Origin of the sequence: Pseudomonas sp. HMSC076A11 (assembly GCF_001810205.1) — a bacterium.
GTDB lineage: Bacteria > Pseudomonadota > Gammaproteobacteria > Pseudomonadales > Pseudomonadaceae > Pseudomonas > Pseudomonas aeruginosa.
Genome location: NZ_KV800269.1, coordinates 155,615 through 168,218, shown reverse-complemented (window position 1 = coordinate 168,218; position 12,604 = coordinate 155,615). Strand labels below are relative to the sequence as shown.

The 12,604-nt window shown below is 67.4% G+C and carries 9 protein-coding genes; 6 read left to right on the top strand and 3 right to left on the bottom strand.

The features are described 5' to 3' along the window. The first annotated feature begins 68 nt into the window (after nt 1–68). On the top strand, nt 69–1,292 hold the full coding sequence (locus HMPREF2716_RS03880; protein ID WP_003084679.1) for a CaiB/BaiF CoA transferase family protein: 1,224 nt from the start codon (nt 69–71) through the stop codon (nt 1,290–1,292). A 301-nt stretch (nt 1,293–1,593) separates the two neighbouring features. On the opposite strand, the gene HMPREF2716_RS03875 is transcribed toward HMPREF2716_RS03880, so the two are convergent. Beyond that, entirely contained in the window at nt 1,594–2,877 is a 1,284-nt protein-coding gene (locus tag HMPREF2716_RS03875; RefSeq protein WP_003084676.1) for a Zn-dependent hydrolase, read from the bottom strand. Nucleotides 2,878–2,935: 58 nt separating this feature from the next. Beyond that, the gene (locus HMPREF2716_RS03870) at nt 2,936–4,426 is read right to left on the bottom strand and encodes an NCS1 family nucleobase:cation symporter-1 (protein WP_003084674.1); all 1,491 of its coding nucleotides are present in this window, start codon (nt 4,424–4,426) and stop codon (nt 2,936–2,938) included. Between the two features lie 615 nt (nt 4,427–5,041). Here HMPREF2716_RS03870 and hydA point away from each other — a divergent pair. The 5 genes from hydA to HMPREF2716_RS03840 all read left to right on the top strand — a co-directional run bounded on the left by hydA (nt 5,042) and on the right by HMPREF2716_RS03840 (nt 11,910). Beyond that, complete coding sequence (gene hydA / locus HMPREF2716_RS03860; protein WP_003099919.1) at nt 5,042–6,481, top strand: dihydropyrimidinase; 1,440 nt, start codon at nt 5,042–5,044, stop codon at nt 6,479–6,481. Nucleotides 6,482–6,575: 94 nt separating this feature from the next. Further along, entirely contained in the window at nt 6,576–7,943 is a 1,368-nt protein-coding gene (locus HMPREF2716_RS03855; RefSeq protein ID WP_003114904.1) for an NAD(P)-dependent oxidoreductase, read from the top strand. Further along, nucleotides 7,940–9,217, top strand: a complete 1,278-nt coding sequence (gene preA, locus HMPREF2716_RS03850) for an NAD-dependent dihydropyrimidine dehydrogenase subunit PreA (protein WP_003118829.1) — start codon at nt 7,940–7,942, stop codon at nt 9,215–9,217. The genes HMPREF2716_RS03855 and preA overlap by 4 nt, the downstream gene beginning before the upstream one ends. Nucleotides 9,218–9,398: 181 nt before the next feature. Beyond that, on the top strand, nt 9,399–10,649 hold the full coding sequence (codB, locus tag HMPREF2716_RS03845; protein WP_003084659.1) for a cytosine permease: 1,251 nt from the start codon (nt 9,399–9,401) through the stop codon (nt 10,647–10,649). Next, complete coding sequence (locus HMPREF2716_RS03840; protein ID WP_009875736.1) at nt 10,639–11,910, top strand: cytosine deaminase; 1,272 nt, start codon at nt 10,639–10,641, stop codon at nt 11,908–11,910. The genes codB and HMPREF2716_RS03840 overlap by 11 nt, the downstream gene beginning before the upstream one ends. Before the next feature lie 36 nt (nt 11,911–11,946). Here the strand turns inward: HMPREF2716_RS03840 and HMPREF2716_RS03835 are convergent, their stop codons facing one another. Beyond that, a complete protein-coding gene (locus HMPREF2716_RS03835) occupies nt 11,947–12,567 on the bottom strand; it encodes a TetR/AcrR family transcriptional regulator (protein WP_003084655.1) in 621 nt (206 codons plus the stop codon). Between the last annotated feature and the right edge of the window lie 37 nt (nt 12,568–12,604).

The following is a 12,604-nucleotide window of genomic DNA, read 5'->3' as shown; positions in this document are numbered from 1 at the left end:
GGGGAGACGGGCAAGGAACCCGTCTTCCCGGCCATTTCCGTTTCCAGCCCCCAGCAGCGAGAACCGTCATGCCCGGCGCCCTTTCCCATATCCGCGTACTCGACCTGTCCCGTGTCCTGGCCGGCCCCTGGGCCGGGCAGATCCTCGCCGACCTCGGCGCCGAGGTGATCAAGATCGAGCGCCCCGGCAGCGGCGACGACACCCGCGCCTGGGGCCCGCCGTTCCTCAAGGATGCCGAAGGCAACGACACCAGCGAGGCGGCCTACTACCTGTCGGCCAACCGCAACAAGAAGTCGGTGACGGTGGACTTCACCCAGCCGGAGGGCCAGCGCATCGTTCGCGAACTGGCGGCCAAGGCCGACATCCTGCTGGAGAACTTCAAGGTCGGCGGGCTCAAGGCCTATGGCCTCGACTATGAATCGCTGAAGCAGGTCAACCCGAAGCTGATCTACTGTTCGATCACCGGCTTCGGCCAGTCCGGCCCCTATGCCAAGCGCGCCGGCTATGACTTCATGATCCAGGGCCTGGGCGGCCTGATGAGCCTCACCGGGCGCGCCGACAACGAGGAAGGCGCCGGTCCGGTGAAGGTCGGCGTGGCGCTGACCGATATCCTCACCGGGCTGTACTCCTCCACCGCGGTGCTCGCCGCCCTCGCCCACCGCGACGTCAGCGGCATCGGCCAGCACATCGACATGGCCCTGCTCGACGTGCAGGTCGCCTGCCTGGCCAACCAGACCCTCAACTACCTGACCACCGGCGTGCCGCCGCGGCGCCTGGGCAACGCACACCCGAACATCGTGCCGTACCAGGACTTCCCCACCGCCGACGGCGACATGATCCTCACGGTCGGCAACGACAGCCAGTTCCGCAAGTTCGCCGAGCTGGCAGACCACCCGGAATGGGCCGACGACCCGCGCTTCGCCACCAACAAGGCGCGGGTGGCCAACCGCGAGGTGCTGATCCCGCTGATCCGCCAGGCCACGGTGCTGCACACCACCGCCGAGTGGATTCTTTCCCTGGAGCGCGCCGGCGTGCCCTGCGGGCCGATCAACGACCTGGCGCAGGTGTTCGCCGACCCGCAGGTGCAGGCCCGCGGCCTGCGCGTGGAGCTACCGCACCCGCTGGCCGGGACGGTGCCGCAGGTAGCCAGCCCGATCCGCCTGTCCGAGACGCCGGTGGAATACCGCAACCCGCCGCCCACCCTCGGCCAGCACACCGACGAGGTCCTCGAGACGCTCCTCGGCCTGGACGCGGCCGCGCTGGAAAGGCTGCGCGACGGCAAGGTGATCTGAGCCCCGCGCCCCGCCCCAGCGACGCATCGGCGGACAACGCCCCACCGTACCCCGCGCAACACCGCGACGTAGGGCGCATAACCGCAACGCGGTTATCCGCCGACCAGCCGAGCATCGGCGGATAACGCCCCTGGCGTTATTCGCCCTACCGTACCCCGCGCAGCACCACGTAGGGCGCATAACCGCAACGCGGTTATCCGCCGGCCCAGCCGCGCATCGGCGGATAGCGCCCCGGGCGTTATTCGCCCTCCCGTACCCGTGTAGAAGGCGGTCGATGCCGGCGCCTCGATGGAAGCGCCACTCAGGCCGCCAGGCGGCCGCCGGCGATCGCCTCGGAGGCCTTGAGCATGGCCCGCAACAGCACCGCGCAGCCGGCGGCCAGGTCGTCGGGGCTGGCGTTCTCGATCTCGTTGTGGCTGATGCCGTTCTCGCAGGGCACGAAGATCATCCCCGCCGGACCGAGTTCGGCGAGGAAGATCGCGTCGTGGCCGGCGCCGCTGACGATGTCCATCTGCGGCATGCCCAGCGCCTGCGCCGCCTCGCGCACCGCGCCGACGCATCCCTGGTCGAAGTACAGCGGCGGGAAATCGGCGGTCGGCACCAGCTCGTATTGCAAGCCATGCTTCTCGCAGGTAGCGGCGATCACCTGGCGGACTTCGGCGATCATCGAGTCCAGGCGCTCCGGTTGCAGATGGCGGAAGTCCAGGGTCATCTTCACTTCGCCGGGTATCACGTTGCGCGAACCGGGATAGGCGTGCAGGCAGCCGACCGTGCCGCAAGCATGCGGCTGATGGCCGAGGGCCGCGCGATTGACCGCCTCGACCACCGCCGCGGCACCGACCAGGGCATCCTTGCGCAGGTGCATCGGCGTTGGCCCGGCGTGTGCCTCGACGCCGCGCAGGGACAGGTCGAACCATTTCTGCCCGAGCGCGCCGAGCACCACGCCGATGGTCTTCTCCTCGTCCTCGAGGATCGGCCCCTGTTCGATGTGCGCCTCGAAATAGGCGCCCACCGGATGTCCGAGACAATCGCGCGCTCCCGCGTAGCCGATGGCGTCCAGCGCCTCGCCTACGCTGACACCGTCGGCATCGCGCTTGGCCAGGGTCTCCTCCAGGGTGAACTTCCCGGCGAATACGCCCGAGCCCATCATGCAGGGCGCGAAGCGCGAGCCTTCCTCGTTGGTCCACACCACCACCTCCAGCGGCGCCTCGGTTTCCACCCCGAGGTCGTTGAGGGTGCGGATCACCTCGAGGCCGGCCATCACCCCGAAGCAGCCGTCGAACTTGCCACCGGTGGGCTGGGTGTCGATGTGGCTACCGGTCATCACCGGGGGCAAGTCCGGGTTACGCCCGGGACGACGGGCGAAGATGTTGCCGACCCGATCGACGCTGACCGTGCAGCCGGCCGCTTCGCACCATTGCACGAAGAGATCGCGGGCCTGGCGGTCGAGATCGCTCAGGGCCAGGCGGCAGACCCCACCCTTGGCGGTGGCGCCGAGGCGGGCGAGATCCATCAGCGATTGCCAGAGGCGCTGGCCATCGATGTGTCGCTGGGTGGATTGCAGGACGTTCCGGGCAGTGCTCATTGTCGTCTCCTCAGGCTTGGAGTAGGTGTCGGCGGCTCGCCGGCCGCCTGTATGCCCATCAGGGCAGCGGTTTGGCCAATGCCGCCGGGCTCCGCGCACGGCGGCCGCAGAGGCCGTAGTAGAGCGCGCCGCCGAGCAGCGAGCCGGTGAACCAGCCGTAGTCGTAGAACCAGTGGAACTGGCGGTTGCCGAGGGCCATGACGGTCAGCGCCACCGGCACCGCGAAGGCGGCGAAGCCGGGCCAGTTCCAGGCCGGGTAGACGTCGTCGCGGTAGAGTCCGGCGAGATCGAGGCGTTGCCTGCGCACCAGGAAGTAGTCCACCACCATGATCCCCGCGATCGGCCCGAGCAGGCTGGAGTAGCCGAGCAGCCAGTTGGAGTAGACGCTTTCCAGGCTGAGGTCGGAAACGATCCAGCCGAGCTTCTTCAGCAACTCGTGGGCCATCAGCGCCAGGCCGATGAAACCGGTGAGCCAGACGGCGCGGGTGCGGCCGATGAGTTTCGGTGCGATGTTCTGGAAGTCGTTGGTCGGCGAGACGATGTTCGCCGCGGTGTTGGTCGAGAGGGTGGCGACGATGATCAACGCCATCGCCACCGCCACCCAGCCGGGGCTGGGGATGTGCCCGATCAGGCTGACCGGGTCGGAAACCGTCTCGCCCACCAGCGAAGCCGAGGCGGCGGTCATCACCACGCCGAGGGCGGCGAACAGGAACATGGTCAGCGGCAGGCCGAAGATCTGCCCGAGTATCTGGTCCTTCTGGCTACGCGCATAGCGGCTGAAGTCGGGGATGTTCAGCGACAGCGTGGCCCAGAAGCCGACCATCGCCGTCAGCCCGGCCATGAAGTAGCCGGTGACGCTGGCGCCTTCCGGGCGCTTCGGCGGCTGCGCCAGCAGTTCGCTGACCGATATGTGCGGCAGCGCCCACACCAGCAGGCCGAGGCCGACCAGCACCAGCAGCGGTGCCGAGAGTGTCTCCAGCCATTTGATCGACTCCGCGCCGCGCAGCACCACCCACAGGTTCAGCCCCCAGAACAGGAGGAAACCGATCACCTCGCCGGTGCCGCCGAGGGCTTTCCAGGCGGGAAAGATCGAACCGAGGAAGAGATGGATCGCCAGCCCGCCGAACAGCGTCTGGATGCCGAACCAGCCGCACGCGACCACGGCGCGGATCAGGCATGGCACGTTGGAGCCGATGATGCCGAACGAAGCGCGCAGCAGCACCGGGAAGGGAATGCCGTAGCGGGTGCCGGCGAAGGCATTGAGGGTCAGCGGGATCAGCACCACCAGGTTGGCCAGCAGGATCGCCAGCAGCGCTTCGCCGACGCTGAGGCCGAAGTAGGCGGTGAGGACGCCGCCGAGGGTGTAGGTGGGCACGCAGATGGACATGCCGATCCACAGCGCGGTGATGTGCCACCTGTTCCAGGTACGCTGTTCCACCCGGGTCGGGGCGATGTCGTGGTTGTAGCGGGGGCTGTCGAGTACGTCGCTGCCGGCGGACAGCTCGACCAAGCCGTCGCGCTCGGTCACTTCCGATCTGCTCTGTTGCATGGGCCTCTCCAGAATTCTTTTAGTTATTCGCTCATCGGGCTAATGCGATGGCCGGAGTACCGCACCACCAGTACTGCACCTCCGGTCCGGACAATGCCGTGGCGGGCGGCACTCAATAAGCGTGCCGAAAACCCCGCGACGTCACTGGGCAGGCCGGTCTACTGGAGGTAACCGACTGATCTGAAACACTTCATCGACAACGTCGGTGACACGCCGACGGGCAGTCCGGCGTGTCACCGGGGGAAATGCGCGAGCCTGTCGCCCCGGTCAGGAACCAAAGGAGTGCAGGCGAACTTTTTTCATCTCCCCACAACCGTTCGAACACGGCTTTCAAGCGGCTGATTTTGCATGGGAAATCTCGACCTTTTTGAATTCTTGTCAAGCGCGTCAAAATGGTGAGAACCCTCACCATTTTGGTGATATTTATTTTTAATTATTTAAAATCAATAAGTTACAAACTCAAACAACCATTTGAAAATAATCTTGCTCAATCGATGATCAGCATCTAGATTCGAATCCTGTCAGCGCTGACAGGATTACAAAAGTCCTCGGCGCATGGCGAAAAAACAATTTCAAGAACCGGCAACGACCGGTCAGCCTGCGAGGAAAGACGGCATGTCCCTGTTGATCCGTGGCGCCACCGTGGTTACTCACGAAGAGAGTTATCGAGCCGATGTGCTCTGTGCCAACGGCCTCATCCAGGCCATCGGCGAGAACCTCGAAACCCCCTCCGGCTGCGACGTCCTCGACGGCGGTGGCCAGTACCTGATGCCGGGCGGCATCGACCCCCATACCCACATGCAGTTGCCCTTCATGGGCACGGTGGCCAGCGAGGACTTCTTCAGCGGCACCGCGGCCGGGCTGGCCGGAGGGACCACCTCGATCATCGACTTCGTCATCCCCAACCCGCGACAGTCGCTGCTGGAGGCCTTCCACACCTGGCGCGGCTGGGCGCAGAAATCCGCTGCGGACTACGGCTTCCACGTCGCCATCACCTGGTGGAGCGACGAGGTCGCCCGGGAAATGGGCGAGCTGGTGGCACAGCACGGGGTGAACAGCTTCAAGCACTTCATGGCCTACAAGAACGCCATCATGGCCGCCGACGATACCCTGGTGGCCAGCTTCGAGCGCTGCCTGGAGCTGGGCGCGGTGCCGACGGTGCACGCGGAGAACGGCGAACTGGTCTTCCACCTGCAGCAGAAACTCCTCGCCCAGGGCCTCACCGGCCCCGAGGCGCATCCTCTGTCGCGTCCGCCGCAAGTCGAGGGCGAGGCCGCCAGCCGCGCCATCCGCATCGCCGAGACGCTGGGTACGCCGCTGTACCTGGTACATATTTCCAGCCGCGAGGCGCTGGACGAGATCGCCTATGCCCGCGCCAAGGGCCAGCCGGTCTACGGCGAGGTGCTGGCCGGGCACCTGCTGCTCGACGACAGCGTCTACCGCCACCCGGACTGGGCCACCGCGGCCGGCTACGTGATGAGCCCGCCGTTCCGTCCCGTCGAACACCAGGAAGCGCTGTGGCGCGGCCTGCAGTCCGGCAACCTGCATACCACCGCCACCGACCACTGCTGCTTCTGCGCCGAGCAGAAGGCCATGGGCCGCGACGACTTCAGCAAGATTCCCAATGGCACGGCCGGCATCGAGGACCGCATGGCGCTGCTGTGGGACGCCGGGGTCAACAGCGGGCGCCTGTCGATGCACGAGTTCGTCGCGCTGACCTCCACCAACACCGCGAAGATCTTCAACCTGTTCCCGCGCAAGGGCGCGATCCGCGTCGGCGCGGATGCCGACCTGGTGCTCTGGGACCCGCAGGGCAGCCGCACCCTCTCGGCCGCCACCCACCACCAGCGGGTCGATTTCAACATCTTCGAAGGTCGCACCGTGCGCGGCATTCCCAGCCACACCATCAGCCAGGGCAAGCTGCTCTGGGCCGCCGGCGACCTGCGCGCCGAACCCGGCGCCGGACGCTACGTGGAGCGCCCGGCCTACCCGTCGGTGTACGAAGTGCTCGGCCGCCGCGCCGAACGCCAGCGCCCGGTCGCCGTCGAGCGCTGATCCTTCCCGCAATACCGGACCGGCCCGTAGAGGCCGGACGGTGCCGTATTGCCGTTGACTGCCCCGAGAAGAAACCAGAAGAGAGGCTACAACCGTGATCGATTCCCTGAACCACCTCCCCCGTCCGGACGCCGGCGCGGACACGCTCGCCGAGCGCTTCGCCGACCTCGCGCCGCCGCTCAACGCCCGCCAGGCCGCCCTGGAAAGCGCCCGCTGCCTGTACTGCTACGACGCGCCCTGCGTCAACGCCTGCCCGACCGAGATCGACATCCCCGGGTTCATCCGCAGCATCGCCCAGGAGAATGTCCAGGGCGCGGCGCAGAAGATCCTCTCGGCGAACATCCTCGGCGGCAGCTGCGCCCGCGTCTGCCCCACGGAAATCCTCTGCCAGCGGGCCTGCGTACGCAACAACGCCCAGGAATGCGCACCGGTGCTGATCGGCCAGTTGCAACGCTACGCCCTCGACCACGCCGGCTTCGACGAACATCCGTTCAAGCGCTCGCCGGCCACCGGCAAGCGCATCGCCGTGGTCGGCGCCGGGCCGGCCGGGCTGTCCTGCGCCCACCGCCTGGCCATGCACGGCCACGACGTGGTGCTCTTCGAGGCCCGCACCAAGGCCGGCGGCCTCAACGAGTACGGCATCGCCCGCTACAAGCTGGTGGACGACTTCGCCCGGCGCGAAGTGGAATTCCTCCTGCAGATCGGCGGTATCGAACTGCGCCACGGCCAGCGTCTCGGCGACAACCTGGCGCTCGGCGCCCTGCACGACGAGTACGACGCGGTGTTCCTCGGCATCGGCCTGGCCGCCAGCAAGCGCCTCGGCCTGGAAGACGAGGACGCCCCCGGCCTGCTCGCCGCCACCGACTACATCCGCGAGCTGCGGCAGAGCGACGACCTGCTCGACCTGCCCGTCGCCGACCGTTGCATCGTCATCGGCGCCGGCAACACCGCCATCGACATGGCGGTGCAGATGAGCCGGCTCGGCGCCCGCGACGTCAACCTGGTCTACCGCCGTGGCTTCGAGGAAATGGGCGCCACCGGCCATGAGCAGGAGATCGCCAAGGCCAGCCAGGTTCGCCTGCTGACCTGGGCCCGACCGGAACGGGTACTGCTTGACGAGCACGGCCGGGTGCGCGGCATGCGCTTCGCCCGCACGCGCCTGGAGAACGGTCGCCTGGGCGACACCGGCGAGCACTTCGAACTGGCCGCCGACGCCATCTTCAAGGCTATCGGCCAGGCCTTCGAAGGCGCCAGCCTGGGCGATCCGCTGGCAGCGCAACTGCGGCGCGACGGCGAGCGCATCCAGGTCGACGGACAGATGCGCACCAGCATCCCCGGCATCTACGCCGGCGGCGACTGCGTGGCGCTCGGCGAGGACCTCACCGTGCAGGCGGTGCAGCACGGCAAACTGGCGGCGGAAGCGATCCACGCCCAACTCATGCTCAACGTGGAGGCTGCGTGATGGCCGACCTGTCTATCGAATTCGCCGGCATCAAGTCGCCCAACCCCTTCTGGCTGGCCTCCGCGCCGCCCACCGACAAGGCCTACAACGTGGTCCGCGCCTACCAGGCGGGCTGGGGCGGGGTGGTCTGGAAGACCCTCGGCGAAGACCCCGCGGCGGTCAACGTGTCGTCGCGTTATTCCGCGCACTTCGGACCGAACCGCCAGGTGCAGGGGATCAACAACATCGAGCTGATCACCGACCGCTCGCTGGAGATCAACCTGCGCGAGATCGCCCAGGTGAAGAAGGACTGGCCAGACCGCGCGCTGATCGTGTCGCTGATGGTGCCCTGCGTCGAGGAGTCGTGGAAATACATCCTGCCGCTGGTGGAAGCCACCGGCGCCGACGGTATCGAGCTGAACTTCGGTTGCCCCCACGGCATGCCCGAGCGCGGCATGGGCGCGGCGGTGGGCCAGGTACCGGAGTACGTGGAGATGGTCACCCGCTGGTGCAAGACCCACTGCTCGCTGCCGGTGATCGTCAAGCTCACCCCCAACATCACCGACATCCGCCAGTCGGCGCGCGCCGCCCATCGCGGCGGCGCCGACGCGGTGTCGCTGATCAACACCATCAACTCGATCACCAGCGTCGACCTGGAGCGCATGGTCGCCCTGCCCGTGGTCGGCACCCAGAGCACCCACGGCGGCTACTGCGGCTCGGCGGTGAAGCCGATCGCCCTGAACATGGTCGCCGAGATCGCCCGCGACCCGCAGACCCGCGGCCTGCCGATCTGTGGCATCGGCGGTATCGGCAGTTGGCGCGACGCAGCGGAATTCGTCGCGCTCGGCTGCGGCGCGGTGCAGGTATGCACGGCGGCGATGCTGCACGGCTTCCGTATCGTCGAGGACATGCAGGACGGTCTCGCGCGCTGGATGGACAGCCATGGCTACCAGCGGCTGTCCGATTTCAGCGGCGGCGCGGTGGGCAATACCACCGACTGGAAGTACCTGGACATCAACTACCAGGTGATCGCCCGCATCGACCAGGACGCCTGCATCGGTTGCGGCCGCTGCCATATCGCCTGCGAGGACACCTCGCACCAGGCCATCGCCAGCCTGCCCCGGGCCGACGGTACGCACCGCTACGAAGTGATCGACGCCGAGTGCGTGGGCTGCAACCTGTGCCAGATCACCTGTCCGGTGGAGAACTGCATCGAAATGGTGCCGCAGGACACCGGCAAGCCCTATCTCAACTGGACCCAGGATCCGCGCAACCCCTACCGCGAAGCCTCCTGAACGCAGGGCGGCGCCCGCATCCCCGGCGGACGCCGCCCTGCCGCGCGCCGGCACGCTTCCTGCGTGCCGCTGCGGTCCGACGACGCGCAACGGCGTCTGTCGGATCGACCCGCCTTCGACTACCATTCGCCGCGGCCCGGCCGACGCTCCCGGACGGCCGGCGCCCCACGGAGACTCGCGCATGTCCGCAGACAGCAACTACAGCCAGCAACCGGTCCCGCTGGCGGCGCGCAAGAGCGCGCTGGCCCTGAGCGTGGTGATGCTCGGCCTGACCTTCTTTTCCGCCAGCATGTGGACCGGCGGCACCCTCGGCACCGGCCTGAGCTACGACGACTTCTTCCTCGCCGTGCTGCTGGGCAACCTGATGCTCGGCCTGTACACCGCGATCCTCGGCTTCATCGGCGCGCGCACCGGCCTTTCCACCCACCTGCTGGCGCATTACTCGTTCGGCAGCAAGGGCTCCTGGCTGCCCTCGGCGCTGCTCGGCGGCACCCAGGTCGGCTGGTTCGGCGTCGGCGTAGCGATGTTCGCCATCCCGGTGGCCAAGGCCACCGGCCTCGACGTCAACCTGCTGATCCTGGTCTCCGGGGCGCTGATGACCCTCACGGTGTTCTTCGGCATCGCCGGTCTGACCCTGCTGTCGGCCATCGCGGTCCCGGCGATCGTCGTCCTCGGCAGCTACTCGGTGTGGCTCGCGGTGCGCGACGCCGGCGGCCTGGCGGCGCTGCAGCAGGTGACGCCGAGCGCGCCGCTGAGCCTCTCGACCGCGATCGCCCTGGTGGTCGGCTCGTTCGTCAGCGCCGGCACCCTCACCGCCGACTTCGTCCGCTTCGGCCGCAGCGCGCGTACCGCCGTGGTGGTGTGCCTGGTGGCGTTCTTCCTCGGCAACTCGCTGATGTTCATCTTCGGCGCGGCCGGCGCGGCGGCGGTGGGCAAGTCGGACATCTCCGACGTGATGATCGCCCAGGGCCTGCTGATTCCGGCGATCCTGGTCCTCGGCCTGAACATCTGGACCACCAACGACAACGCGCTGTATGCCTCCGGCCTCGGCTTCGCCAACATCACCGGCCTCTCCAGCCGCTTCCTGGCGATGCTCAACGGCGCCCTCGGCACCCTCGCCGCGCTCTGGCTGTACAACCACTTCGTCGGCTGGCTGACCTTCCTCTCCGCCGCCATCCCGCCCATCGGCGGGGTGATCATCGCCGACTACCTGAGTCGCCGCCGGCGCTACCGCCAGCACCCCTGCGCGGACATCCAGGCGATCAACTGGGCGGCGATCCTCGCCGTCGCCTGCGGCACCGCCGCCGGCCACTGGCTGCCGGGGATAGTGCCGGTCAACGCGGTGCTCGGCGCCGCCATCGCCTACCTGTTGCTCAATCCCCTGCTGAGCCGCAGCCCGAACAAACCAGAAGAGGTCCTCCATGCTGATTGACAACCTGCGCCTGCGCGGCCGCGAAGGTCTCTGGCAACTGCGTGTCGCCGATGGCCGTATCGCCGCCCTGGTGCCGATGGAACAGGCCGTCGACGACGCCGGCGAGCGCCTGGACGGCGCCGGCGGTCTTGCCGTGCCGCCGTTCATCGAGCCGCACATCCATCTCGACACCACCCAGACCGCCGGCCAGCCGGAGTGGAACCGCTCCGGCACGCTGTTCGAAGGCATCGAGCGCTGGGCCCAGCGCAAGGCCCTGCTCAGCCACGAGGACGTCAAGCAGCGCGCCTGGCAGACCCTGAAATGGCAGATCGCCAACGGCGTGCAGCACGTGCGCAGCCACGTCGACGTCTCCGACCCGACCCTCACCGCGCTCAAGGCCATGCTCGAGGTGCGCGGCGAAGTGGCGCCCTGGGTCGACCTGCAGATCGTCGCCTTCCCCCAGGAGGGCATTCTCTCCTACCCCAACGGCCTGGAACTGCTGGAGGAGTCGCTGCGCCTGGGCGCCGACGTGGTGGGGGCGATCCCGCATTTCGAATTCACCCGCGAGCTGGGCGTCGAGTCGCTGCACAAGGCCATCGACCTGGCCAAGCGCTACGACCTGCCGGTGGACGTGCATTGCGACGAGATCGACGACGAGCAGTCGCGCTTCCTCGAGACCCTGGCCATGCTCGCCCATCGCGACGGCCTCGGCGCACGGGTCACCGCCAGCCACACCACGGCGATGCACTCCTACAACGGCGCCTACACCTCGCGGCTGTTCCGCCTGCTGAAACTGTCGGGAATCAACTTCGTCGCCAACCCGCTGGTGAACATCCACCTGCAGGGTCGCTTCGACGACTACCCGAAGCGCCGCGGCATCACCCGGGTCAAGGAACTGCTCGGTGCCGGGATCAACACCTGCTTCGGCCACGACGACGTGTTCGACCCCTGGTACCCGCTGGGCACCGCGAACATGCTGCAGGTGCTGCACATGGGCCTGCACGTGACGCAGATGATGGGCTACGACGAGATCGACGGCGGCCTCGACCTGATCACCCGCAACAGCGCCCGCACCCTCGGCCTGCGGGAATACGGCATCGAGGTCGGCCATCCGGCCAACCTGCTGGTGCTGCCGGCCCGCGACGGCTTCGACGCGGTGCGCCGGCAGGTCCCGGTGCGCTACTCGATCCGCGGCGGACGGCTGCTCGCCGAGACGGTCCCGGCGCAGACCACGGTGTTCCTCGAACAGGCGGAAGCGGTGGACTTCACCCGCGCCAGCTGAGCCTTCGCCGGAGCCTTCTAGCGAAGGCTCCGCTGCTCAGGGCTCCAATCCGATTCCGCGCAGGACCACGCTGGTCACCGTCTGTACCGCCCTTTCGAACTGCATGTCGCTGAGCGGCTGGTGGCCGTTGAGCACCTCGACCTGGTAGCCGAAGTCGGCGTAGTGCTGGGTGGAGGCCCAGATCATGTAGAGCAGGCTGCTCGGTTCGATCGACAGGATGCGCTTTTCCTCGACCCACTGGCGGATCTTCGCCTCCTTCATCTTGGCCCATTCGTAGAGGCTGTCGTCGAGGGTGGCGCCGAGCAGCGGCGCGCCATGCATGATTTCGTTGGCCCAGACCTTGGAGCCATGCGGGCGGGTGCGCGAATGGTTCATCTTCGCGCGGATATAGCTGGTCAATACCACCCTTGGGTCATCGAACATCTCGAAGCAGAGGGCGTCCTGCTTCCAGACCTCGAGCAGGCCGAGGAGGACGTCGCGGTACAGCTCGTCCTTGGTGCTGAAGTAGTAGTGCAGGTTGGAGCGCGGCAGTTCGGCTTCTTCGGCGATGTTGCCCATGGAGGTGCCGGCGTAGCCTTTTTCGGCGAAGACTTTTTCGGCGGCCAGGAGAATCTTCTCGACGTTGCGGCGGCGGATCTCGATCTTGTGTGTGCCCATGTGCGATCCATTACTGCGAATTCAACCAAGGCTACCA